Consider the following 24,926-nt stretch of genomic DNA (forward strand, 5'->3'; position numbering starts at 1 on the left):
GTTGTCCCGCTGAAGCTGGGGCCTGACCGCGAACAGATGGACTCACGCGGCCCCGTTTGGACCCAATGACTCAACCAAGATCAACCTCTTAATCCGCGGGTTCGGGGTTCGAGTCCCTGGCGGCGCACCACAAAAAGGCCCTGACCTGGCGGTTATCTGCCGGTAGGGGCCTTTTTTGCGTACGCCGGTGGTGGGTGGTCGCTCGGTGGGTGCTCGGGAGCCGTTGGACCCTGCCGGCGATGCTGGGACCGGCCGTTACTGGTGCGACGCGGCCTGGAAGGGAGGCGATCACCGATGGGCGATCGTGGTCGGGTCGATCTCGTCATCTTCGACTGTGACGGGGTGCTGGTGGACAGCGAGCCGATCGTCGGCCGGGTACTCGCCGACCGGATGCGGCAGCTGGGAATCCAGATCACCGACCAGGAGTGCAGTCGTGCGTTCGCTGGACTCGATCAAGCGGCGGCGGCCCGGTTGATCGCCGGTCGCCTTGGTGGTGCTGTGCCTCCCGGTTGGTTCGACGCGCTGACCGTCGCGGTTGATGCCGCGCTGCGTGCCCAGGTGGCGCCGGTGCCCGGCATCGTGCCGGTGCTGCAGCAGCTTCGGGTCCCCTTCTGCGTGGCGTCGAACGGGCGGCCCGAGAAGGTCGCGTTGACCCTGGGTGCCTGCGGCCTGGCGGCGTACTTCGAGGGTCGGATCTTCACGGCCGCCGAGGTCGCCCGCGGCAAACCGGCTCCTGACCTGTTTCTGCTGGCCGCGTCTAGGATGGGCGTCCCGCCTGCCAGCTGCGTCGTTGTCGAGGACAGTGAATCCGGGGTGGCGGCCGCACGTAGCGCGGGGATGCGCGCGCTGCGGTACGCGCCCGATGGCTCCACGTCAGGGTCGGTTGGAGCCTTCAGGAGTATGGCGGAGTTGCCGTCGTTGCTCGGCCTTGCCAACGGCAACAGGAGCATCTCGGTCCGCGGCGATAGGCAATGAGGACGGAAGATCGATGGCTGGTCACGGTAAGGTCATGCCCATGGGTTCGACGGCGCGAAGGGTATCGCTGACCGGCATCAAGCCGACCGGTGAGCCGCATCTGGGCAACTACATCGGCGCGATCCTGCCGGCGCTGCGATTGGCCGACAGCTACGAGTCGCTGTATTTCATCGCGGACTATCACGCGCTGACGACGATCCGCGACCGTGATCAGTTGCGGCACTACACCCGCTCCGTGGCGGCCACCTGGTTGGCTGCCGGGCTCGACCCGGATCGCACCACGTTCTACCGCCAGTCGGACATCCCGGAGATCTTCGAGCTGAACTGGATCCTTGCGTGCATGGCCAGTAAGGGCCTGATGAACCGGGCGCACGCCTACAAGGCGTCGCGTGACCGTAACCGGGAGGCCGGCAAGGAGGATCTTGACGCCGGCGTGAACATGGGCCTGTTCAACTACCCGGTGCTGATGGCGGTCGACATCCTCATCATGGACGCCGATGTGGTGCCCGTGGGCCGCGACCAAGTCCAGCATGTCGAGTACGCCGCGGACATCGCTGGCTCTTTCAACGCTGTGTACGGGGACCGGTTCAAGTTCAAGATCCCCGCTGCTGTCATTCCGGATGAGGGGTCGGCGCACACGCTGCCCGGCACCGACGGTCGCAAGATGAGCAAGTCGTACGGCAACACGATTCCTCTGTTCGCGCCAGAGCCGAGCCTGCGGAAGCTGACTCGGCGTATCCCGACCGACAGCGTGCCGGTGGAGGAACCGAAGGACCCCGACACGGCTGCCGTGTTCAAGCTGCTTGAGCGGTTCGGTGCGGCTGACGTGGTCTCCGAGACACGGGCGCGGCTGTCGGCCGGTGGGATGGGCTGGGGAGAGGTGAAGGCGCAGCTCGCCGACGCACTTGTCGCTGAGTTCGCGCCGCTTCGGGAGCGCTACGAGGCGTTGATGGCGCAGGGTAGTGAGCTGGACGACCTGCTTGCCCACGGCGCGGACAAGGCGCGGAAGCAGACCAGGCCGTTGCTGGAGCGGGTGAGGGACGCCATCGGCATCGGATAGCTCGGGTCCCGTCTGTCAGATGAGTGCGTCGACCACCCGGTCGGCGCAGTGCCAGGCGGTGGTCCATTTGCCGGGCAGCGCAACGAGCAGGTTCCCAGTGGGCGTCCACCCGTCCGGAGGCTGTCGGAGGTCCACGACAAGGCTGGATGGGTCAGCTTGCGGACTGGTCGGCTCGCACACGGTCCCCCAGATCAGGCTGAGGTCCGGGCGGGAGTGGTGGAGACGGTGTCGATCGAGCGCTTCTAGTAGTCGGGCACGCTCTTCCGCTGTTGTGCCGTATCCATCCTTCACGCTGGGCAAGCCCACGCTGATGCCGCCACGATCCGGACTGATGGCGAGCAGATCGCCGTCCAGCCAGTAGGTCACACCCTCTGCCGCAAGCCCGGGCTGTAATCGGCCCCAGGCAATTCGGCGGTTGTGCAGGGTGTGCTGGATTCCGGCGTTGGACAGCAAGGTCGGTGTGCCGGCGCCGGCTGCCAGCACCACGATCTGCGGTCGCGGCGCTGGAGGCGCGATCGAGACGGGGGCGCTCTCCTGATCGCGGCGCAGGACGGCGGTGTACCGCTGCACATCTGGTACGCCGCTGGTCCGTGCCAGATCGACGAGGCCGGCGTTGAGGACCGACATGTTGACGCTGTAGTCCGGGATGCGAAAGGCGGCTGCCGGCGACGGGAACCTTCCCGCGCCGTGCGGGTCCATCTCCGAGGCGTGGATACCGATCTGCTTCCAGGCGTCCAGGTAGCGCTGCACGGCATCTGCTGAGTGAAACAGCGCGAGCCCGGTAGCCTCCCCGAACTGCGCGGGCCTGGCCAAGTCGTGCCAGCGGTCCCGCTGCTCCCAACAGGCTGTGCTGAGTGCGGGGAGCACCGGGGCGTAGACGGCGCCGGAGTGCAACTGGCCGAAGTTGGCCAGCGAGGCCCCGGGGCGTCCGTCGCCGAGGCAGCGAACGCGCAGCCCGTGTCGCGCGGCGGTGACGGCGATGGTGAGGCCGCAGAGTCCCGACCCGATGACAAGGACATCGACGCTGTCGTCAATCATGACTCCCCCAAGGAATAGGACCGCAGCCGGACCGCTCATCGACAACGACAAGGTGGTATCGACTGGCGAACCGGCGTACCAGTTCCGCCGGTGCGTGGTGATGATCGAAGCGGAGCCGCAGCCGATCGGGAGTCTAGGTCAGCCGGCCCCGGGCTGCCGCTCGATGGGCGAGCATGGAGTCGCGGTCGAGCACAAGACTCTGGAGATGGGCCAGGAGTATGCTGCCGTTGACAGCCACGTGGCTGCTCCTGTCGTCGGCATCGAGGGCGGGCACGCGCACTGTGAAGCCGTGGTGCGGTGCGGCCGACACGGCGCTGACCAATGTTTGAGCGGCCTGCCCGAAGGACCAGGTCGGTTGAGGTTTCGATGCGGTGCCCGTTCCCGGGCCGAGTTGGGGGAGCAGTAGCGCCGCGCCCGCGACGCCGGAGCGGGCATAGGTGACGACCTGTCTGCGCTTCGCGAGCCCGTACGGCGTCTGATACAGCCCGGGAGCGAGCACAGCGGTCGTACTCGCGGCGATGAGCGTCGTTTCCTGGCCAGCAGCACGAAACTCGGTCCGTAGCTGCAGCACGCCTTCGGTCGCGCCTCGGATGCTGCGGTGCATGGCGTCTACCCCTCTACGGTCGAGAACGACGTCCACGACGTAGATAGGACCGGATGAGGCGGTCCGATTTGTAACGGCGGCAACTCGGGCGCGGTCCCGGACGACCGTCAAGTCTGCGCCAATCCATTGAGTGCTGCTGCCCGATTTCGGCTGAGCCGGCGGCGTCCGTGCGACCGCTACGACGTGGAATCCGGCGGCGACGGCCAGCGGCTGGACTGCACAGCCGAGGCGTCCCGACGCACCGAGGAGGACGAGGACCGGGCTCACCGAGCGCATCGCTGCCACATCACCGCCAATTGGGCAAACGACTGGCAGAACTCTCGGCGAGCCTGGCGCCAACTGTCCGGACGTAGGACACGTTCTGCGAACGTCTCGCGGGCGCGGGCGACATCCGCGGCGTCCCAGCCGCTGCTGAGCTCGATCGCCGACAGCAACGCGGGCTGGGAAGACTCCTCGTCGCCCATCACCCGGTCGGTGATCTCGGCCTCGGTCATGTTGAGGTGAATGCTCGACGCGGGGATGCTCTTGGACATCTTGGGGTAGCCGGCAAGCCCTTCGAGGACCCGGAAGTACAGACCGCCGATCCGGCCGTTCCAGCCGAGCCCCAGCTCACCGGCGTGCGCTTGTCGTTGTAGCACCAGACGGGCCAGATCCGTGAAGTACGCCTCCTCCATACCCGACACCATGAGGACGTTGCCGGCGCCGTTGTCGAAGGGGCCGAGCACGTCAGCGACCGTGTACAGCGAGTCGACCACCACGCCGGTCTCGCTGCCGAGCAAGCCGTGCTCGGCGTAAAGCTCCAAGAGGCTCTCACGGTGCTCCTGAAAGTCAGCCCGGGACAGATAGCGGGCGATCCGGCCGGCACGCACGAGGTTGTCGTGCTCAAGGTGGGACCGCAGCTCGGCTTTGTGTGGACCCAGGCCGAGCTCGACAAGGAACGCGAGCATCTGGTCGCGAACCCGCACCAGAGCCGACCATGAGACGTTGCGAGAGTTCCATGCCCCGAGGTCGGAGATGACGACCGTCATCGGCACACCGAGTCGTCGCTGCAACTCGACCGCGCCGAGCATGACCGACAAGGTGCCGGCGGTTGGTGCATTGGTCGGGCCGAAGCCCGTCACGATCGCCAACGACTCGCGTCGGTCGGGATGCAAGACCCACACTGCGTCGTCGGTGTGGGTGAACCGGAGAGCGGTCGGTCCAAGCCGTTCGGTCAGGATTGCTGCTGATTCGGCGTCGATAGACATGGCGGGCATGGCGGCTCCTTCGATCAGGTGAGCGTGCTCAGCAGACGGATGGCGTGCCCAGCCCGGCGAGCATGGCGGACCAGGTCGACCGCCTCGTCGATGTCTGTCCCGCTCGCTGCGACGACGAGGGCGGCGTTCAGCTCGACAAGTGCGGTGACGGGCGTGTCGTCTCCGGGCTTGAGCGCGGAGGCCACGAGTGCGGCGTTACCACGGTGAGTGGGCCGGTGGGCAACCGCGTGACGCCAGGATTGGGCCGGCTCATGTCCCTGGCGGATCCCGCAGGTGATGAATCCGTCGGCGAGACGCGCCAGCCTTCTGGTACCGACGTCGCCGTGCTCGTCGATCATCTCGCCGGGGGACAGCTCCGTGGACGCGACGACGCCCGTGGTGAGATCCGGCCTGATCTTCAGGAGAGCTGCTGCGGCGAGGGTGACGTCTCGGTGGGCTAGGCCCAACACGTATCCCCTGGCGCGTACGCAGATGGTGGCAACCGGCATGAAGAAGCTCGCCGGATTCAAGGCGTCGAAGACGCCGTCGTATCGAGCCGCGTAGCGCGGGCAGAACAAGGGATACGAGACAAAGGCGATCCCGAATCGAGCCAGCATCTCGGGAATGGCATCCGGCCGGTCGACGGCACGGATGTCCAGCACATCCAGAATGTCGGCGGCTCCAGAAACCGCCGACACCGATCGCGAGATCCCTTTGACCACAGACGTGCCGCTGGCGGCGGCGAGGATCGCGGCGGCGGTGCTGACGTTGAAGGTCTTGAACTGCTCCTTGCCGCTGCCCGCCATGACAACGGAGCCCTCGGGCACGTCCAGCGGCTGCTCGGCGTAGCCACCCAGCACCTCGTCGAACTCGATGATCACCTTCCACCACTCGGACAGCTCCGCCGGACCGAGGCGATCCGCGAGGAGCAGATCGGCGCACCAGCGTCGCCATCGCTCATCTGCCGACGGTGAGGCGTCCCGTAGGAGCGTGTGCAGAACGTTCGGGGACCACGGGCCGGTCGGGGCGGTGACCTGCCGGGCTCTCACGCCGACCACCACAAGGCCGACATGCCGTTCTGGCGAGCATCGCACAGCTCGGGACGGGATTCGCCGCGCGTGCGTCGGGGCAGCCGTACGCCCGGCCGGGTCGCGAGGTGAAAGCCGATGAATCCGGCGGCACCGGTGATAGGGGCCCGAGACATCATCGTTGCTCTTCCTTCCGCATGGTTTGCTCGAAAATTCGCTGCCAGACGTGGTTGAACAGGGGCGGGTCGATGCGAGGCAGGTCGAGTCGCTCGGCCGTGAGCACGGGTTCAGAACGGACCGGTCTGGTGGAGTTGTCGGCAGTCGTTGCCGTGGCATGGCGGGAGATGTAAAGAGTCATCGCCGCTGTGCCCCCACGTGCGCCGTACCGTGCTCGGGCTGGTGTGGCCGGCTGTCGGTCGTGGGACGTCGGCTGCCGATGTGGCGGGCCCGCCGGGAGCCTGGCGGGCCCGCAACCGGGAGGCGGCGAGTGGGGGAATCTCGCCGGTCACTCGCCTGCGCAGCCTCGTTGGCAGTACGCGGGCGCGGAGTCAACCTCACGGCACCGAAGCCGACCGCCGTTGTGGCAATCGGGTCCGGTCGGGGCGACGCGCTGTCGGGTCGGTGCGACATGTCCACCATGAACCTCACGCCGTTGACGGGACTGGTCGGCGACCATCGAGGCCAGCCCGGAGCAGGCGGCTTCGATGTTCGGCAATAGCGAACCGTCCACGGCAGCAGACCGGTACCGTCCACTACCCGTCCAATCGCGACCAAGTGGTGACGACCTGTAGCCAGACTGGCTAGCGTGATCGATGTCGACAGGCGATGCCCGGAGGTGCGCGATGGCGGGACGGCGCTACCCCTCGAACCGGCGGCTAGCGTGGGAGAGACTCCAACGCGGTTGGTCCTACGAGGAGGTCGCCGAACGCATCCGCACCGAGATGAGCCGCGCCGGTGAGACCGACACCGGGCTCAACGCCAACACCGTCCGGCGGTGGGAGATCGGCGAGCGGCGGCCGGATCCCCGGTACCGCAAGCATCTGGTCGCGATGTTCGGTAAGCCGGCCAGCGACCTCGGCCTACTCACTCCCGACGAGTTGGCCGTACGCCCGGACGAGGAAACACTGCACGAGTTCAGGAGGTTGTGGGACATGCTCACCGGAGATAACAACGGCAACGGTTGGGACCGTGCGTCCGTGCTACGCGCACTGGTCGGCGCCAGCATGCTGCCCCTGGTCGCGCCCCTGCTATCCCTCGACCCGGAAGCCGCACACGCCGACGGCAAAACCGTCGACCCCGACTCGTACCGGCGAATTGTGAGCTGCCAACGCGAGCTGTACTGGACCTGCCCGGCCCGGCCCCTCTACGAGGCCGCCTACGCCCACACCCAGCTCGGGATCGGGCTCCTGCGCGCTGCCACCGGTGGCAGCCGGAACAGTCTTGCCTCCGCTCTCGCGGAGTCCGCGCTGCTCACCGCCCGGCTTGCCTTCTTCGACCTCAGCCAACCCGCCATCGCCGAACGCTGCTACGACGTCGCCCTCGCTGCCACCCGTGAGGCCGGTGACCACGCCTTGGCCGCCGCTGTCCTCGGCCACATGGCGTTCGTTCCTGCCTTCGGCCACCAGCCGGCCAACGCTCGGCCGCTGATCGACGGGGCTCTCCAGTACACCTGGCACGGCGTCAGCCCCATGGTCCGGTCATGGCTGCACTGCGTCGCCTCGGAGGTCGAGGCGCGTGCCGGAGCCGCAGCCGCCAGCCGTCGCCACATCGACCTCGCCGCAGGTGCGGTCAACGGTGATGGCACCCCGCCCGAATGGCTCGACTTCTACGACAACGGCCGCCTGCACTCGTTCGCTGGTTACGCGGCCCTCGCCTGCGGCGACCACAGCGAAGCCGCCGGCCAGCTCAACCAGGCACTCGCCGCGCTCACCACCACCGGTGCCAAGCAGCGCAGCGTCGTGCTCGCCGACCTCGCCACCGCTCATCGTGGCGACGGCGACCGGGCCGCCGACTACCTCAACCAGGCTGTCGACGCCCTGCAGAACGACTGGTACGGCGTCGGCCTCGACCGGGTCCGAGCCGTCCGTACCGTGCTCGGCGACAGTCGACACGGCAACCTGCTGGACGAACGGGTCGCCGCCCTCACCGCCGGCCGCGCCGCCCTGCCGGGTAGTTAGCGCGCCGACTCGTTGTGCTTGCGTACGAGGTCAGGCAGCTCAGCCAGCGAGTCGAGCTGGAACAGGCACCGATCGCTGACCTCTTTGTCGCCAAGGAGGTAACCCCACGGGCCGCGGCGGACCAGGGCGGTCGCGATACCCGCCTCCTGCGCCGGCCGGATGTCGTTGTCCAACCGGTCCCCGACGTAGAGCACCTGGTCAGCCGGGCATCCCGCCTCGGCGATCACGCGGTCGAAGAACGCGGCAGACGGCTTCTCCACGCCCCAGCCGTCCGAGGTGCCGATCACGTCGACCGGTAGGCCCAGGGCACGCAGGATCGTCTCCGCCCGCGCCGTCTGGTTGCCGGCCAGACCGACCTGTAGCCCCGACTCGCGCAGCGCGGCCAGGCACGGCCGCACATCCGGATAGAGGTCCTCCTCGGTGAAGGACTCCGGCTGTCCCGCCGCCGTCCGGCGCTCCCGCTCCTCGGCCAGGTCGAATCCTGGCCGGAAAACCTGGAACGTCTCCCGGTAGTCCAGGCCGCGAGCGATGATCGCCCCGAAGACAGCCGAGAACGTGTGGCGCGGTACCCCGAGCCAGTCCGCCCACGTCCCGTACTCCCGGGACTCGTCGACGATGGTCTCGCCCACATCGAAGAACACGCTCGCGATCACCCGGCGATTGTGCCTGGTGCTCCCATCAGGATCAACGTGTACGGCGAGCCGAGCCGAGCCGTCCGGCGGGTCAGTGCCGAGCCGTCGGCCACACCGAGTACGACCCGGGGCTGGAAGCCCTGCGAGTCCGCCTCGCCGAGGGTGCCCTCGGCGACCTCTACCCTGGACCGCTCGTTTAGCGGGAGCGCTGTCTCACAAAATGAGATAGCTGAACGGGAGGGCCAAGATTTTTCTGCCATTTTCGCAGGGACTCCGTCCAGATGGAGACTGGCACGTCTTGGCGGGTGTCCGTGCGTCCGGCTCTTGGAAATCCGTGACCCGCGAGACCGCAGCTTGGGCGTTAAGACGCTCAACCTCGGTATCGAGGAGGACTCGTTGGCTCCGGAGAGGTTCTTCGTGGCCAGCGAGCGGGCGGCCGTGGTTCCCACCCCGTCGCTGACCTCCCACGAGGCGTTCGACTCCGGGGTGCTGCTCGGCGCCGGGCCGGCCTCACGCCTGCTCGACCACGGCCGACAGGCGTACCTGCCGCTCGACGCATCGAAACGGTGGCCGACGTGCAGGCGTTGGGCGTGCTGCGAGAGCGGTGGTGGGATGATTCTCTCGTGTTGAATATCGGGCTGACCTTGGAGGTTCGTCCCCTCAACCTGTGCGAAGCTTTAATGATCTAGGAACCTCCAGTGGACGCCGGAACCCCGGAAGGTTCCGAGGGAGAATATCTGGATTAGATGAACAAAACGGACCTCGATTAAGTCGATGACGCATCGTCGGGTTGCTATATTCGCTGTTGAGGAGCCGCTGCGCCCGGCCACCGCGCCGGGCGAGGATCGCAACCCGCACTGTCGACCCGGGATGCGGGGCGTGAATCATCGCTGCGCCCGGCCACCGCGCCGGGCGAGGATCGCAACTGGCGGCTGCTCGTGTTCACCCACCAACTCCTCGAGCTGCGCCCGGCCACCGCGCCGGGCGAGGATCGCAACGTCGGCGGTGGCGCACCACTGGGCGGACTCGGGGGCGGCTGCGCCCGGCCACCGCGCCGGGCGAGGATCGCAACGCGTTTGATCGGGGGGGTCGAGCAGGACGGTGCCGCGGGCTGCGCCCGGCCACCGCGCCGGGCGAGGATCGCAACCTGACGATCGGGGCGGGCGACGCGGACACCCCGGACGCTGCGCCCGGCCACCGCGCCGGGCGAGGATCGCAACGGGCTGGCCACGTCGAAGCACATGCCGCCTGGCGCGGGCTGCGCCCGGCCACCGCGCCGGGCGAGGATCGCAACTTCGCCCGCTCGGCCGCCGCGTCGAACCAGTCGGGCTGCGCCCGGCCACCGCGCCGGGCGAGGATCGCAACGATGACGACGAGGTCGATGTTCCGGCCGTCGACGGCGGCTGCGCCCGGCCACCGCGCCGGGCGAGGATCGCAACCCGGCAAAGCCGGCGTTGGAAAAGACGCTGGTGACGATTCCCACGGTGTCCTGGGACGGCCAGGTCGGCTCCTGTCACCGGAACTGCTCGGCATCACTGCTCCCGAGTACGGGGACTTCATTGCCGGCAACGTGGTCGAGGAACCGATTACCGCGATGCTCGCCCGGGCCGGCGGTCTGCGTTACGTGACCGAGTTCGTCACCGCGCTCAACGACTGCGCCGACCGGTGCGCGTTCTACGACTTCTGCCGTGGCGGACAGGCCGGCAACCGCTACTTCGAACACCACACCTTCACCGTCCGCGAGACCAACTTCTGCCGCACCACCCGACAGGCCCTCGTCCGCGCCACCGCGGACCACCTCACCCCGACCGGAGGACCAGCATGAACGACGCCCTCGCCGCACTCGTCAACGCTCCACCGCACCACCTCGACCGTCTCGGTGTCGCACCGTCCCAGGCGGTAGCGTCGATCGACGCCGCGAAGTTCGACAACCGACCCACCTGGGACAACCGTGGCAAATTCGACAGCCGCCCCGGCTGGGACAACTGGGACAAGAAGAAGCGCTGACAGCGAACTCCCGACACTCGGGTGATGCGGCGGCCGGCCCGTCTCGCACCACCCTCGGAAACAGGTAAAGGAACACATGCGGACCACGACAGTCGGCGAACTGCGGATACTGCTCCCGGAACTCGACCCTGACGATCTCGACACCATCAGCGAGCCAACCGACGACCTCAGCGACGCCACCATCGAGGATGCCTTGTGGCGTGGCGTCACCCTGGACGGCGTCACCATCCGTGGCAGCCGGCTCGTCGGTGTCGACGTGAGCGAGAGTGGTTGGGAGGGCGGTTCCCTCTTCGGCTGCGAGATCACCCGTATGGACTTCTCTGGTGCCATCGTGTCCGGCGTCGGCATGGAGCGCTGCGCCGTCACGGGCTCGCGGTTCACCGGCATCCGCCTGACTGATGTTCGGTTGAAGGACGTGCTGTTCGAGGGCTGTCGATTCGACTACGCGTCGTTCACCCGGGTCGCCGCAGCCGGAGCCGTGGCCTTCGTGGACTGCCTTCTCACCGACGCCACCTGGTCGTCCTGCCGCCTACCCAACATCGTCCTGCGGTCCTGCCAACTGGCCCGCCTGGAACTCGACTCCTGCCACCTCTATGGCGCTGACCTGCGAGGCAACGGCCTACACGACCTGAGGACCGGTCTCGGTAACCTGCGCGGGGTCACCCTCGACGAGGACCAGCTACCCGACCTCACCCACCTGGCCGTTCAAGATCTCCACCTGACCGTATGCAAGCGGTGACAGGTCCGGTTCTCATGCCCTGCCGGTCGCCCGCTGCACAGCACACGAACACATCAGGAGAACGACGTCGTGGCCTATCACCCAGGGCCGAACAACCTGCTTCGCGCGGCTCGGCTGGCGCTGCCGTTTCCGTCGGGTTCGGGGCGGCCGATGTCCCGGCAGGAGTTGGCCGACGCGGTCAACGCTTACACCACGCGCACGCGGGTTGCCGCAGCGCCGTCGACGCTCGCTACATCGGCAAGCTCGAACGAGGGGAGCACCGGTGGCCGTTCGAGCCGAACCGCACGGCACTGCGGGAGGTCCTCGGCAAAACCACCAACGCCGAACTCGGGTTCTTCATCATTCAGGGACACACCCACGATCCTGAGATGAGCCCGGAGGAACCAGGACCAGAACGGAGCCGGACATCACCGGCTTTCGGTGCCGACCCGGGTCGCGAGGTATCAATAGCGGCGGCCGACGGTCCGGTCATCATCGCCCGCGCGGCGGCGGTGCGGGTGACCGTGAGCGTTCACACCGAGACTGTCACGACTCTGGTCCGCCACGACGACACGACCGGCGCTGTCGCGGTCCTCGCCGGGCCCGTCGAAGTGATGATCGAACCGTCGGATGTCGCGCATGACCGCCTCGCGGCTGGACCCAGTGTGCCGTCTATTATTGCGGCCGGTCCTCGCCAGGTGTATCGGCTTCCGGACCGGCGGAACTGATGACGGATGTGCGGGTCACGCAGTCGGCCATGGGTGGCTGGAGTTCGTCGGGTCTGTGCTCTTCGACGCTCCAGATCACCACACGTAAGCCTGCCGGGCAAGCGGTGAGGGCTGCTGGCGCGAGCGCCACGTCGCGCGGTATGGCAAGGCTTCCCCGCCATGCCCGCCCGCGGCATGATAGTCAATCTGATCTTGCCGCCTTCCCTGTGGCTCTGCCCGTTCAGTGATCCCTGATATTCGATTGTCCGGTTATCTCGCCGCGTCGGGTGGGGTCTGCAACGGCACGCCGGGGCCGGGCAGACGGTCCGGGCCATCGCCTGTGTACGAAGAGCCCGCCGTGACGTGTTCCGGTGGATCGCCTTCTACGAACCACCGACGACGTCACTCCGCATTCGGCTACCTCAGCTCCGCCGAATACGAACAAGCCCGCACGCCAGCCGCTATGGCGGCAGACGGTCAGGTCGTCTCGCACGGGCGGGAGCTGACAGGATGGTGGTACGGGAAGCGGCCGGTTGGAGCGAGGAGTAGTCAGTGAGTGACTGGAACGACAAGATAGTTTCCGAGTTCCGCGCCAACGGTGGAGAGGTGGGCGGCCAGTTCGCTGGTGCCCCGTTGCTGCTGTTGCACACCGTCGGCGCCAGGAGCGGCCAGCCTCGGGTGAACCCGATGATGTACCAGAAACTGGACGGCGGCGGGTACGCCGTGTTCGCCTCCAAGGCCGGTGCGCCGACCAATCCCGACTGGTACCACAACCTGCTGGTCCATCCGCATGTCCGAGCGGAGATCGGTACGGAAACGGTCGAGTTGGTCGCCAGGGTCGCCACAGGGGAGGAGCGGGAAGGGATCTGGAACGCGCAGAAGGCCGCGTACCCGGGTTTCGCAGACTACGAGCGGAAGACCACCCGCCAGATCCCCGTCGTCGTGTTGGAACCCGCGCCGTAGGTGGAGACGTTGGAAGATCTGTTCACGATCTCCCGAAGGCGTGGTCGCCCCTGATGGACCGACACCGAGACCGGCTTGGCCTTTCATACGCGCTGGAGATTCATCAGTGCGGTGAGTTTGGCCTCCCAGCGTGACTCCGAAGTCCTTGCCACCAAAAGGTTCTCCGCTCGATTGCTGAAGGGCCCGCTCGACGCGGCCAGCTTGGAGGAGAGGGAGGCATGGCGGCAGCCGCCCTGGTCGGCGCCGACGGCCTCAGGGGAATGCGCGATCGAGCAGGCCTGGCCCCGCTGAAGCAGCGTCACCGGCCGGGTCTGCGGTTGGGCAAAGGCATTCGACGCCCTGATCCTCGCCTACGACGACCGGATCACCATGCCAACGGCATCGATCACATCACAGACCCGAACACGGAAAACGCCGAACTCCTCCGTGCCCGCGACAGGGCCGACTCCTGTCGCGGCGTTCGGTGCGGTCGGGATGCCCGTCGGCGTTCTGCGAACGGTACGATCCTCCGCCCGGGCACGATCGATCGACGATCGGAGTGGTGTTGCGACGGAGCGCGCAGGCGGCACAGGCAGAGGTTGTCAGGTTCTGGCGGACCGTGGAGATGTTCAGTCCGCAGAGCGTCGAGCGGGTCAGCCGGGACCGGCTGGTCTTCGCGGTCCAGCCGGGCCAGCCGTTGCCGTGGGAGGCGGGCCATGAGCTATCGCGGTGGAAGCTGCGCCCGAACCAGACCTGGCGGCACGTCGTGTACCTGGGCATCCACCGTCTCGACGAACTGTTCGAGGTGCTGTCCCGGATGTTCGAACCGGACCCGGACAGCTATGACGAGCGGCCGGCGGGGGAGAGCGCCGTCGCCGCTCTGACGGTCGACGAGCACGGGCACGTGGTGCCCGACTCGCTGGTGCTGTCGAGCTGCGCCTGGGCGACCGGCCGGTTGGTGCGGGACAGGCGCGCCAGAGGCGACTGGCTCGCGCGGTTCGAGTCCGCCACCGCGGACCTCCGCGAGTCGCTCCAGGAACTGGTGACGGTGACCATCGACGGTACGGAGGACCAGACGCCGCAGATGGTTCCCCGGGTGGTGGACCACGGCCTGCTCGCCGACTGCCTGGATCTGGCCCTGGGGGTGGCCGGGGTCGGTGCGGCCCTGCCCTGTACCGACATCCGGGTCAAGAGCCAGCTCGTGGCCCGTCGCAACGCGGACAGCGCCGCAGGCTCCGCGTTTCTCAACAGCTTCATCATGTACGACCTGGAGCGGGTCGCGGAAAAGATCGACAAGGGCGACGTCGGCGTCGCACTGCGCGACTATCTGCGACCCGAGGCCGCCCTCGCCACCGCCGGTCGGGTGGACGTGCGCGACCGAATCGACGCCGTGTCGGCGGCGACGGCACCACGGGAGGTGCCGGCGGGGCGGTGGCCCAGCCATCCCGAGCACGCGCTCGCGCTCAACCAGCAGTTGGCAGTCTGCACCGCGCTGGGCATGACCGCCGGGATTCTCGGCGTCAACGGCCCGCCGGGCACCGGCAAGACCACCATGCTGCGCGACCTCGTCGCGGCGCTCGTCGTCGAGCGGGCTCGGCGGCTGGCCGCGCTGACCGACCCGGCCCGGGCGTTCACCGGTCGGCAGTTGCGCTGGAGCACGGGGCAACGCACGCGGGTCGTCGACGTGTGGCAGCCCGACCTCACCGGCTTCGAGATGGTTGTCGCCTCGGCCAACAACGGTGCCGTGCAGAACGTCACCGACGAGATCCCCGCCGCCGACGCGATCGACGACTCGTGGCGGGAACGGGCGGCGGCGGCCGACTACTTCCCCGACATCGCCACGGCCCTGCTGGCCGGTCAGCCGGACGCCGAGCAACCGCAGGCCGCCGAGCGGGCGTGGGCCCTGGTCGCGGCGCGGCTGGGGAACAAAGCCAACCGGAGCCGGTTCGTCAACACGTTCTGGTACCACACCCCGGACGAGTCCCGGAAGGATTCCAGCGAGGGCCACACCTGGTCCGGCCTGCTGGCGGTGCTCAAGGGGTACGAGCAGACTGGTCCGGACGTCGGCTGGTCGACTGCGGTGTCACGGTTCCGCGCCGCCGAGGCGCGGGTCGAGGCGGTGCGTACGAAGCGGGCCGAGGTGTACCGCGACGTCGAACGCCGGGAGCACCCCGAGATCCACCTCGCCGACCTGCGCCACGCCGTGAAGGTGGCGGCGGACGCGGTCGAGTCGGCACGGCTCCGGCACGGGGCGGCGTTGGATGCCGAGCGCGAGCGGGCGGCCGAGGCCGACCGGATCGCGTCCGCGCTCCAGGCCGGGGCCGAACGGGACGCCCGTCGTCGCGCGGCGGCTGCCGACCAGACCCTCGCCACGGCCGAGCGTCAGGTCGAGCACCTGAGCACCGGCCGCAGGGCCACCGCCGAGCGGACCCTCTGGTCGTGTGAGGCGGAGCTGAGCCGGTGGTTGACCGCGCAGGCGGCGCACCAGCGGGCGCAGCCTGGCCTGTGGGAGTGGTTGCGCACCCTCGGCGAGGCACAACGGCGCTGGTCGTACCACGACGGTCAGCTCCTGGCCGGGGTCCGTCAGGCCCAGACCGCGCTGGACGCGGCCCGCGCGGAGCGGGCCGCCGTGCAGGTGGAGATCGACGTGGTACAGCGGGCGGTGGACACCGCCCGGCAGCAGGCTGACGAGATCCGACGCGTGCTGGCGGCGGGCGTACCCAGGCCGCAGGTCGACCACGCGCCGCTGACTGCGGCCCGGCGGACGGTGGCGTCGGCGGAACAGGAACTCTCCACCGCCGTCCGGAGCCACCGCGCGGCCGAGGACGCGGTCCGGGCGGCCGAGGCCGACCTCTCCGCCCTCCAGGCGCGGCTGGGTCGGGCGGCGAGCGCGCTCGGCCGGCACTTTCCCGACCCCGAATGGCACGCCGACCGCCAGCGCCGGGAGTCGGCGGCGCTCTGGACCGACAGGAAGTGGAACGAGGCACGCAGCGCCCTGTTCCTGGCGGCCCTGGCGCTGCACAAGGCGTTCCTGCGACACAACGCCACCCGGCTGCGACGCAACCTGCAGGCCGCGATGGATCTCGTCGGCGGCGACGCGCCCGCCGACCTGGCCCCCGATGCGGCGTTGGCGGCCTGGCAGAGCCTCTTCTTCGTGGTGCCGGTGGTGTCCACCACCTTCGCCTCGTACGACCGGGTGTTCGGTCACCTCGGCAGGGAGGCGCTCGGTTGGCTGCTCATCGACGAGGCCGGGCAGGCGACGCCACAGAACGCGGTCGGGGCGCTCTGGCGCACCAGGCGGGCGGTGGTGGTCGGCGACCCGTTGCAACTGGAGCCGATCACCACCCTGCCGTTCCGCACCGAACAGGCGATCCGGACTGAGCAGGCGGTGGACGAGCAGTGGCTGACCAGCCGTACCTCCGTCCAGCGCCTCGCCGACCGGCTCACGCTGCTGGGCACCTGGCTGGCCGGTGACGGTGACGGCGACCCGACCTGGGTGGGCGTGCCGCTGACCGTGCACCGACGCTGCGACCAGCCGATGTTCGACATCGTCAACCGGGTCGCCTACGGCGGTCTGATGATCGACGGTACCGGCACCGGGGCGCGGGACCGCTTCCAGCTCGCCTATCCGACGCTGCCCCCGTCGAAGTGGATCGACGTCGCGGGCACCGGCGCGCAGGGCCACTGGATTCCCGACGAGGGCCGGCAGCTCGACCGTATCCTCGCCACCCTCGCCGAGCTGGACTTCGACATGTCCGAGGTCATGGTGATCGGCCCCTTCCGGGACGTCGCCCGCGAGGTCGGCAGGCGGGCCCGGCGGTATCCCGGTCTGGTCGCCGGCACCGTCCACACGGCACAGGGCAAGCAGGCCGACGTCGTCGTGCTGGTGCTCGGCGGTGCGCCGGACCGGGTGGGTGCCCGCCGGTGGGCGTCGAGCAGGCCCAACCTGCTCAACGTCGCGGTGAGCCGGGCCAAGCGCCGGCTCTATGTCATCGGTGACCGGCAGATCTGGTCGCCGTTGCGCTACTTCAAGGTCCTCTCAGCCGAGCTGCCGCACCAGGGCCCGGTCCGACCCTAGCGGCCACGGCCGGCGCACGGGGGCCGAGTGCCGTTGCCTGTCGGCCCGGGGACGGAGCGGGGCGCGGTCGCCGTCGAGTTTTTCTCCTCTCCGATCGCCTGGTGAGACGGCGGATCGCTCGGGCCGCCGGTAGCGGAGTGATCACATCGCGCTCGCTATGGCAGTAGGCTCCACTGGTTCCCGAGCGGCTGTCGGGGCGGGTGGAACCGCCCGTTGGTCCGTCCGATCACGACGGTGTGCGCACGGAACCGGTCCTGGAAGGGGAGTATGGACGTCAGGCCGACCGAGGAGCAGCTCGCCGCCCGGGACACGTTCCTCGCGGGCAGGGAACTGGCCCTGGTGGCCGGGGCCGGCACCGGCAAGACCTCCACGCTGGTGCTGATGGCCGGGGTCACCAGGAAGCGTGGCCTCTACGTGGCGTTCAACAAGTCGATCGCCGACGAGGCCAGGCAGCGTTTCGGGGCGAACGTCGACTGCCGTACGGCGCATTCGCTGGCGCACCGGGCCGTCGGGCGCAGGTACCAGGACCGGCTGAGCCGGTCGGCCCGCATCCCGTCGAAGGAGACCGCGCGGCTGCTCGGCATCCGTCAGGATCTGTCGGTCAGCACTCGCCCGATCAGTTGTGGACACCAGGCGCGCCTGGTGATGGGCATGATCCGTCGGTTTTGCCACAGCACCGACCGGCAGTTGACGGTCCGGCATCTGGATCGGGTCAACGGGCTGGACCCGGTGGCCCAGGAGCAGCTCGCCCGGGTGCTCCTGCCGTATGCGGTCCGCGCCTGGGACGACATCTGCGCACCTGACGGCAGGCTGCGCTTCGAACACGACCACTACCTGAAGATGTGGGCGCTGACCGAGCCCAGGCTGGAGGGGGACTTCGTCCTGCTCGACGAGGCGCAGGACACCAACCCGGTGCTGGAGGAGGTCTTCCTCGCCCAGCACGCGCAGCGGGTGTGCGTCGGCGATCCGGCCCAGCAGATCTACGCCTGGCGCAGCGCCCGGGACGTGATGACCGGCTTCCCCGCGGACCACCTGTATCTGACGAAGTCGTTCCGGTTCGGCCCCCGCATCGCCCGGACGGCCAACCGGTGGCTGCGGCACGCCGAGTCGGATCTGCACCTGACCGGGAACAGCGCGACCGACTCCCGCGTCGGCTCCGCGGCGGAGATCGATGCCGTGCTGTGCCGGGGGAACGCCGACGCGATGCAGGAGGTTCTCGGCTTCCTGAAACGGGGCGTACCTGTCGCGCTCACCGGCGGCGGTGACGCGCTGCGGAACATCGCGCAGGCCGCCCAGGCGTTGAGGTCCGGTCGGCGTACCACCCATCCGGAGCTGTTCCTGTTCACCTCCTGGGCCGACGTGCAGGAGTACGCCGAGAACGACACCGCCGGCCAGGACCTCAGGGCGATCGTGACGCTTGTCGACGCGTACGGGCCGGATGTGATCATCGACGCGGTCGACAGGCTCGCCGACGAGCGGTCCGCGAAGGTCACGGTGTCCACGGCGCACCGGGCCAAGGGCCGGGAGTGGTCGCGGGTACGGATCGGGCACGGCTTCGCGGCACCGTCGGTCGACGACCACGGGATGCCGCGCCCGCTGCGGCCCAGCGACGCCCGCCTGATCTACGTGGCGGTCACCCGGGCCCGGCACCAGCTCGACCCGGCGGGGATCACCTGGATCGACGAGTACGAGAAGGCCGCCGAGGCGGCGGGCGACGGCACGGTGGCCGGCCGGCCGATGATCGAGCTGAGCCTGACCCGCCAGCTGAGGTACCCGAACTCCCCGATGTCGCAGTTCGTGACCCGGCACCTGCCGAACAGCACGGCCGTCGTGCAGGACTACCTCCGGCGGATCGTCGACCTGCCCCGCCCGGTGCAGCCACTGGACGTGAGGTACCCCGACTGGTCGGCGCTCGGCCACGCCATCGACTTCCGGTTCCGGCTCTGCCTGGGCAGCCCGCTCGGCGCGTCGGTCGACAGCGGCGTCGCCGCCGTCGGCAGCGACCGGCCGCTGCGGGGCGCGCCCGCGCCGGCCGTACGGAGGGCGCTGCACCGGGCCGGCGACGAGCTGACCGCAATGGTGGACGCGTACCTGCGCGGCGACGACGGCGTCGACGGGGAGGTCCTGGATCGCCTGTGCTTCGTGGCCGCCTACTACGAGGACGTCTACCGGACCGGTGAGATCCGCAGGTACAGCATGTTGACCGACGCCACCGCCAGCACCACTTTGGACGACCTCTTGGCGGCGGTCCCCGACTATGCCATCGAGGACGTCAACCAGCAGTTGGCGATCGCCGAGGAGTCCTTCGGGCCGTTCCTCGAACTGCCGATCGCCGCCCGGGTCTGCGGGCCGACGTTCGCCGGCAGCCGGGACATCGGCGGAGCGGACGCCGACTTCATCCTCGACGGCCTGCTGCTGGACTGCAAGGCGACCATCCGGCCCCACCGGCTGGGTCGTGACGAGGTCTACCAGCTCGTCAGCTACCTGCTGCTGGACTACGACGACCGGTACCGCATCGACCGGGTCGGCCTGTACCTGTCCCGCCAGGGTGCCCTCGTCACCTGGAGCGTGCCGGACTTCCTGCGTCGGCTCGGTGCCACCGGTCCGCTCGGTGACCTGCGCCGGCGGCTGCGGGAACACCTCCACCTCCGGCGCGGCGACCGTCGGGCGGCCCGCCCGTAGCCGGCGACCGTCGCGCCTGACAGGGCGTCGCGCCGACCCCGCGCACGGCCGCAAGCGTCGTGCAGGGCGAGGCTGGCGGTGGAGCGGGCCCAGGTGGGTGGCTCGGTCTGCCTGGCGTGAACGGTGCCGCGGGTCACGATTACGCATAGGCGGTTGACAATTGATGGTTGCCTCCGCCGATTCCGCCGCCTACGCTTCAGGGCAGCATTCCGTGACCACGGCCAGGAGCGTGTGCGCGGGCGGCGGGCTTCCCGGTGGCAGGGAACGACCCGATCGCTCGACACCCTGCCGTCGTCGGTCACGGCATCTTCCCCAGGAACCCGCCAACTGTCGAACCGCCGGAAGCGCGCACGCCTCCCGACGGGTCGGTCCATGTTCGGACGGCGGGTCCACTGTCGCACCCCCGGGACGAGTGTCCAGCGGACATGGCTGTGGGCGGCATGCGAAAGGACAGGTTCGTGAAATCAGCCCTCTCCGTCGCGCGACGGTCGCTGCTGGCAGGTGCGCTGCTCGTCGCCGCCGCCGCGCCGGCCGTGATCGCGCACCCGCTGGCAGCCTCGGCCGCCGTCCAGGCGACGTACTACGTCGCGCCGGACGGCAGTGACAGCAACCCGGGCACCCTCCAGTCGCCGTTCCGGACGCTGCAACGCGCACGGGACGTGGTGCGTACTGTGAACGTGAACATGACCGGGGACATCCAGGTCTACCTGCGGGGTGGCCGGTATCCGGTGAGCAGCACCATCGAGTTCGGCGCGGCCGACTCCGGCAGCAACGGCTACCGGGTCAGCTATGCCGCCTACCCCGACGAGACCCCGGTGCTCGACGGGGGCGTGCCGGTCACCGGGTGGACCCAGCACAGTGGGAACATCTGGAAGGCCCCGCTGGACCGGGCCAACAAACTGCGCGCGCTCTACGTCAACGACAAGCGGGCCGTCATGGCGTCGAAGACGGTGAACTCGGCGGGCTGCTACGGGACGTACACCGTCACGGCCGGGCAGGCCGCGTGGGCCTGGGAGTCGGGCTCGCAGTGCGACGGCGCGAAGTACAACCTGAACGACTTCCCGGCCGTCGCCCGCAACGCCGACGACATCGAGATCGAGACGGCGACCACCTGGACCACCGCCATCGTCGGGGTACGTCAGGTCACCACGAGTTCCGACGGCGCGAACCGGGTGGCGCTGTTCCAGCAGCCGGGTGCCGCCATCGCCCAGGGCGCGTTCAATGGCAACGCCCAGAGCGGCGGCAGCCACAAGCTGATGAACGCCTACGAGTTCCTGGACGCGCCTGGTGAGTTCTTCTTCGACAAGGGCAGCAAGACCCTCTATTACTACAAGAGCAGCGCCGAGAACATGGCTACCGCGTCGGTGTTCGCGCCGAACAACGTGACCACCCTGCTGCGGGTCGCCGGCACCTCGACGGGCAGCCACGCCCGCAACCTCACCTTCGCCGGGCTCACCGTGCAGCACTCCGACTGGAACCTGTTCACCGTCGCCGGCTCGTCGTTCAAGCAGGCGCAGCAGGGCAACCTCGGGGCGCAGGCGTACGCGAAGCGGAACTTCCACGACTACTACTACCGCAACGTCGACGTCACCCCGGGCATGATCCAGGTGGAGAACGCCGACGGCATCCTGTTCAGCCGCAACCGCATCCAGCACAGCGGCGCCGACGGCGTCAACATGGTCAACGACGTGCAGAACAGCCAGTTGACCGGGAACGTCACCAACGACATAGCGGGTTCCGCGGTCACCGTCGGCCACCCGCAGCACGTCTACATCGGCGACGGCACGTCGACCAACCGGGAGAAGTGGCTGCCGCAGGTCGAGGGGCTGCCGAAGAACATCGACATCAGGAACAACTACCTGTACGACAGCGCGGTGCTGTTCAACGGGCACAGCCCCATCTCGGCGTACTTCGTGGACACCCTGACGATCCAACGCAACCGGATCGAGAAGTCGCCGTGGTCGGGCATCACGCTCGGCTGGGGCTGGTGGAACTTCGACGGGTCATCGGGCTCGATCGCGCCGAACCGGCCCACCACGACGGCCCGGAACAACACCATCAGCTACAACCACATCATCGACACGGTGCAGCGGCTCAGCGACACCGCCCCCATCTACACCCTCGGCGCGCAGCCGGGGACGACGATCACCAACAACTACCTCCAGGGCGTGCCGTCCGGGCACAAGTACGGCCTGCACCCGGACGAGGGGTCGGCGTACATCACGTTCCGGGACAACGTGCTGAGCGTGGACAAGAACATCACCTGGATGATCAACTCCGACGACTTCGGGCGCAAGCACGACCTGAGCATCACCCAGATCTACGGCCCGATCAACAAGGTGTCGAACAAGAACCTACCCAACAGCACTGTCAACGACATCTTGGTCTCGTCCGACTACGTCTGGCCGGCGGCGGCGTACGGCATCGCCGCCAACTCCGGGCTGGAGGACGCGTACCGGGACATCGTCCCGGCGGTCAACCTGTCCCTGCCGAACTACGTGCTGCCCGCCAGCACCTTCGTCACCAGCGCCTCGGCGACCATCCCGATCCGCAGCACCGGCGACGCGTCCCGGACGGTCTGGCTGGCCCCCGCCGGCACGACCACCTTCGCCGCCGGCCCGACGATGACCCGGGCGGCGGGCACCGCCACCTCCATCGCGGTGCCGTCGAACCAGGGCGAGTACCGGTTGTTCGTGGTGGACGCCCAGGGCGGCCGGTCGGCCGAGTCCACGTCGGTGGTCCGCCAGCAGGGCACCGGCACCGGACAGCAGGGTGGCCGACTGGTGGGCGGGCAGTCCGGCCGCTGCGTCGACGTGCCCAACGCGAGCACCACCAACGGCACCCAGGTGCAGTTGTGGGACTGCACGGGCGGCACCGGGCAGCAGTGGACGTACACCAGCGGCAAGCAGCTGACCGCGTACGGCAACAAGTGCCTGGACGCGAACGGCGCGGGTACGACGAACGGCACCACGGTCATCATCTGGGACTGCCACGGCGGCACCAACCAGCAGTGGAACCTCAACGCCAACGGCACCCTGACCAACGCCCTGTCGGGGCTCTGCCTCGACGCGAACGGCGCGGCCACCGCCAACGGTACGAAGCTCATCCTCTGGTCCTGCAACGGCGGGCCGAACCAGCAGTGGAGCCTGCGCAACTGACCGGCATCCCCGGGGCCGGGTCGACCGGCCCCGGGGAGCCGCTCCGTGACCTGCGGTTCGCTCCCCGGGTAGGCGACCCCGGGCCGCAACCCGCCCGACACAGCATTGACATATTTCACTATCCGACCTAGGGTCTTGCCGAATCGATTCGACGTCCGGCGCCACGGCACCGGGCCTCGCCGGGTGGCGTTCGGGCACGACGTGGACCACCTGTCGATTCGACGACCAGCCGGTCCCGCCCGGGCAGCGGGACCCCGCAAGGCTGGCAGCTGCGGCGACGGGCCGGTCGGCGTCGTACGCGCACCACGCGTCTCCTGGTGGGCCGTCCTTGGCGGGTGCGGTCGGCGGGAGCACGTCGGGCGCGACACGTCGGAACCGTCGTGGACCCCGTACCCCGAAGCAGTCATGCCGAGTGGCAGGAGCCCCATCATGACAAGGCGCAGATCCATCCTCGGTTCCCTCGCGGCGGCGGCCCTCGTCGTGACCGTGGGGGCGACGACCCTCGCCGGCGGCCCCGACGCCACCGCCTCGGCGGCAGGTGTCTCGGCGGCCGCCGCGACCGCCGGGTGCGGCAAGGCACCCACGTTGACCAGCGGCCCGCGGACCATCCAGAGCAGCGGCCAGAACCGCAGCTTCATCCTGCGTATCCCCGACAACTACGACCGCAACCACCAGTACCGGCTGATCTTCGGCTTCCACTGGAACGGCGGCACCGCCAACGACGTGGACGGGGGCGGGTCGGACGGGGCCGCCTGGTCCTACTACGGGCTGCGCCAGCAGGCGAACAACAGCACGATCTTCGTGGCCCCCCAGGGCAACGGCAACGGCTGGGCCAACCCCGGCGGCCAGGACGTCACCTTCGTCGACGACATGGTCCGGCTGATCGAGAACGACCTGTGCGTCGACACGACGCAGCTGTTCGCGCTGGGCTTCAGCTACGGCGGCGGGATGAGCTACTCGCTGGCCTGCTCCCGGGCAAACGTCTTCCGGGCCGTCGCGGTCTACTCCGGCGGGCAGCTCAGCGGGTGCAGCGGCGGCACCCAGCCGATCGCCTACATGGGCATCCACGGCATCGGGGACCCGGTGCTCAACGTCTCGGCCGGCCGGTCCCTGCGGGACACCTTCGTGCGCAACAACGGGTGTACGGCGCAGAGCCCGCCCGAGCCGCGCGCCGGCAGCCTGACCCACATCACCACCACCTACTCCGGCTGCCGCTCCGGCTACCCGGTCGTGTGGGCCGCCTTCGACGGCGGGCACACCCCGGGCCCGGTCGACGGGGGCGGGGACAGCGGCGTGCGGACCTGGACCAAGGTCGAGGTGTGGCGGTTCTTCACCCAGTTCGGTGGCACCGAGCCGACGCCGAGCCCGACGGTCTCGCCGACCGGCAACCCGACCACCCCGCCCCCGGGCGGCACGGGCGCCGTACGCAACTCGTCCTCCGGGCGCTGCCTGGACGTCAACGGCGGCACGCAGACCAACGGCTCGGCGGCGATCATCTGGGACTGCCACGGGCAGGCCAACCAGAGCTGGACCTCGACGGCCGCCCAGGAGCTGCGGGTCTTCGGCGGCAAGTGCCTGGACGTCAACGGCGCGGCCACCGCCAACGGCAGCTCGGTGATCATCTGGGACTGCAACGGGCAGGCCAACCAGCGGTGGCGGTTCAACGCCGACGGCACGATCACCGCCGTCGGCTCGGGCCGCTGCCTGGACGTGGTGGGCAGCGGTACGGCCAACGGCACGCGTACCCAGATCTGGGACTGCAACGGCAGCGCCGGTCAGCGGTGGAGCCGGAGCTGAGCCGGGCGGACGTCAACGCAGGACACCGGTAGGACCAAGGTCGCCCCGGCGGGACCTCGCATTGATGCGACTCAATGCATAGGGTCAC

19 protein-coding genes, 1 pseudogene and 1 CRISPR repeat array are annotated in these 24,926 nt (G+C 69.0%); of the genes and pseudogenes, 13 read left to right on the forward strand and 7 right to left on the reverse strand.

What is annotated here, in order from left to right; genetic code table 11:
- Positions 1-294 precede the first annotated feature (294 nt).
- On the forward strand, positions 295-975 hold the full coding sequence (locus tag Q2K16_RS27290) for an HAD family hydrolase (protein WP_302740995.1): 681 nt from the start codon (positions 295-297) through the stop codon (positions 973-975).
- A 40-nt stretch (positions 976-1,015) separates the two neighbouring features.
- Positions 1,016-2,035 (forward strand): tryptophan--tRNA ligase, encoded by a 1,020-nt coding sequence (locus tag Q2K16_RS27295; RefSeq protein ID WP_302740996.1) that lies wholly within the window; start codon positions 1,016-1,018, stop codon positions 2,033-2,035.
- A 15-nt stretch (positions 2,036-2,050) separates the two neighbouring features.
- Here the strand turns inward: Q2K16_RS27295 and Q2K16_RS27300 are convergent, their stop codons facing one another.
- From Q2K16_RS27300 to amcA (Q2K16_RS33140), 5 genes are all read right to left on the reverse strand, one after another.
- The gene (locus tag Q2K16_RS27300; RefSeq protein ID WP_302740997.1) at positions 2,051-3,073 is read right to left on the reverse strand and encodes an NAD(P)/FAD-dependent oxidoreductase; all 1,023 of its coding nucleotides are present in this window, start codon (positions 3,071-3,073) and stop codon (positions 2,051-2,053) included.
- 133 nt (positions 3,074-3,206) lie between these two features.
- Positions 3,207-3,713 (reverse strand): hypothetical protein, encoded by a 507-nt coding sequence (locus tag Q2K16_RS27305; protein WP_302740998.1) that lies wholly within the window; start codon positions 3,711-3,713, stop codon positions 3,207-3,209.
- A gap of 227 nt (positions 3,714-3,940) precedes the next feature.
- Complete coding sequence (locus tag Q2K16_RS27310; protein WP_302740999.1) at positions 3,941-4,933, reverse strand: nucleotidyl transferase family protein; 993 nt, start codon at positions 4,931-4,933, stop codon at positions 3,941-3,943.
- A gap of 14 nt (positions 4,934-4,947) precedes the next feature.
- The gene (locus Q2K16_RS27315) at positions 4,948-5,793 is read right to left on the reverse strand and encodes a hypothetical protein (protein ID WP_302741000.1); all 846 of its coding nucleotides are present in this window, start codon (positions 5,791-5,793) and stop codon (positions 4,948-4,950) included.
- Between the two features lie 322 nt (positions 5,794-6,115).
- On the reverse strand, positions 6,116-6,298 hold the full coding sequence (gene amcA, locus Q2K16_RS33140) for a multiple cyclophane-containing RiPP AmcA (RefSeq protein WP_368052517.1): 183 nt from the start codon (positions 6,296-6,298) through the stop codon (positions 6,116-6,118).
- Between the two features lie 484 nt (positions 6,299-6,782).
- On the opposite strand from amcA (Q2K16_RS33140), the gene Q2K16_RS27320 reads away from it, so the two are divergent.
- On the forward strand, positions 6,783-8,117 hold the full coding sequence (locus Q2K16_RS27320; protein WP_302741001.1) for a helix-turn-helix domain-containing protein: 1,335 nt from the start codon (positions 6,783-6,785) through the stop codon (positions 8,115-8,117).
- On the opposite strand, the gene Q2K16_RS27325 is transcribed toward Q2K16_RS27320, so the two are convergent.
- The gene (locus Q2K16_RS27325; RefSeq protein WP_302741003.1) at positions 8,114-8,770 is read right to left on the reverse strand and encodes an HAD family hydrolase; all 657 of its coding nucleotides are present in this window, start codon (positions 8,768-8,770) and stop codon (positions 8,114-8,116) included. The two genes, Q2K16_RS27320 and Q2K16_RS27325, sit on opposite strands and share 4 nt — an antisense overlap.
- Positions 8,771-9,103: 333 nt before the next feature.
- On the opposite strand from Q2K16_RS27325, the gene Q2K16_RS27330 reads away from it, so the two are divergent.
- The 6 genes and pseudogenes from Q2K16_RS27330 to Q2K16_RS27355 all read left to right on the forward strand — a co-directional run bounded on the left by Q2K16_RS27330 (position 9,104) and on the right by Q2K16_RS27355 (position 13,144).
- Positions 9,104-9,379, forward strand: a complete 276-nt coding sequence (locus Q2K16_RS27330) for a hypothetical protein (RefSeq protein WP_302741005.1) — start codon at positions 9,104-9,106, stop codon at positions 9,377-9,379.
- Between the two features lie 185 nt (positions 9,380-9,564).
- Positions 9,565-10,188: a CRISPR direct-repeat array (repeat unit 37 nt; unit sequence GCTGCGCCCGGCCACCGCGCCGGGCGAGGATCGCAAC).
- A 36-nt stretch (positions 10,189-10,224) separates the two neighbouring features.
- A pseudogene (locus Q2K16_RS27335) lies at positions 10,225-10,574 on the forward strand (cyclophane-forming radical SAM peptide maturase AmcB); the annotation flags it as partial.
- Entirely contained in the window at positions 10,571-10,756 is a 186-nt protein-coding gene (gene amcA, locus Q2K16_RS27340) for a multiple cyclophane-containing RiPP AmcA (protein WP_278132250.1), read from the forward strand. The pseudogene Q2K16_RS27335 and the gene amcA (Q2K16_RS27340), both read left to right, overlap by 4 nt.
- 76 nt (positions 10,757-10,832) lie before the next feature.
- Positions 10,833-11,495, forward strand: coding sequence for a pentapeptide repeat-containing protein (locus Q2K16_RS27345; protein WP_302741007.1), 663 nt, complete (start codon positions 10,833-10,835; stop codon positions 11,493-11,495).
- A 368-nt stretch (positions 11,496-11,863) separates the two neighbouring features.
- The gene (locus Q2K16_RS27350; RefSeq protein WP_302741008.1) at positions 11,864-12,202 is read left to right on the forward strand and encodes a hypothetical protein; all 339 of its coding nucleotides are present in this window, start codon (positions 11,864-11,866) and stop codon (positions 12,200-12,202) included.
- 531 nt (positions 12,203-12,733) lie between these two features.
- Positions 12,734-13,144: a nitroreductase family deazaflavin-dependent oxidoreductase gene (locus Q2K16_RS27355; RefSeq protein WP_302741009.1), complete on the forward strand. Its 411-nt coding sequence runs from the start codon at positions 12,734-12,736 to the stop codon at positions 13,142-13,144.
- 83 nt (positions 13,145-13,227) lie between these two features.
- Here Q2K16_RS27355 and Q2K16_RS27360 read toward each other — a convergent pair whose 3' ends face one another.
- The gene (locus Q2K16_RS27360; RefSeq protein WP_302741010.1) at positions 13,228-13,446 is read right to left on the reverse strand and encodes a hypothetical protein; all 219 of its coding nucleotides are present in this window, start codon (positions 13,444-13,446) and stop codon (positions 13,228-13,230) included.
- Positions 13,447-13,748: 302 nt separating this feature from the next.
- On the opposite strand from Q2K16_RS27360, the gene Q2K16_RS27365 reads away from it, so the two are divergent.
- The 4 genes from Q2K16_RS27365 to Q2K16_RS27380 all read left to right on the forward strand — a co-directional run bounded on the left by Q2K16_RS27365 (position 13,749) and on the right by Q2K16_RS27380 (position 24,838).
- Positions 13,749-17,201, forward strand: a complete 3,453-nt coding sequence (locus tag Q2K16_RS27365; RefSeq protein ID WP_302741011.1) for an AAA domain-containing protein — start codon at positions 13,749-13,751, stop codon at positions 17,199-17,201.
- A gap of 267 nt (positions 17,202-17,468) precedes the next feature.
- On the forward strand, positions 17,469-19,883 hold the full coding sequence (locus tag Q2K16_RS27370) for a UvrD-helicase domain-containing protein (protein ID WP_302741012.1): 2,415 nt from the start codon (positions 17,469-17,471) through the stop codon (positions 19,881-19,883).
- A 458-nt stretch (positions 19,884-20,341) separates the two neighbouring features.
- Positions 20,342-23,041 (forward strand): ricin-type beta-trefoil lectin domain protein, encoded by a 2,700-nt coding sequence (locus tag Q2K16_RS27375; protein WP_302741013.1) that lies wholly within the window; start codon positions 20,342-20,344, stop codon positions 23,039-23,041.
- Positions 23,042-23,470: 429 nt separating this feature from the next.
- On the forward strand, positions 23,471-24,838 hold the full coding sequence (locus Q2K16_RS27380; protein WP_302741014.1) for a lectin: 1,368 nt from the start codon (positions 23,471-23,473) through the stop codon (positions 24,836-24,838).
- Positions 24,839-24,926: the final 88 nt, after the last annotated feature.

Source organism: Micromonospora cynarisoli, assembly GCF_030518815.1.
GTDB classification, from domain to species: domain Bacteria; phylum Actinomycetota; class Actinomycetes; order Mycobacteriales; family Micromonosporaceae; genus Micromonospora; species Micromonospora wenchangensis.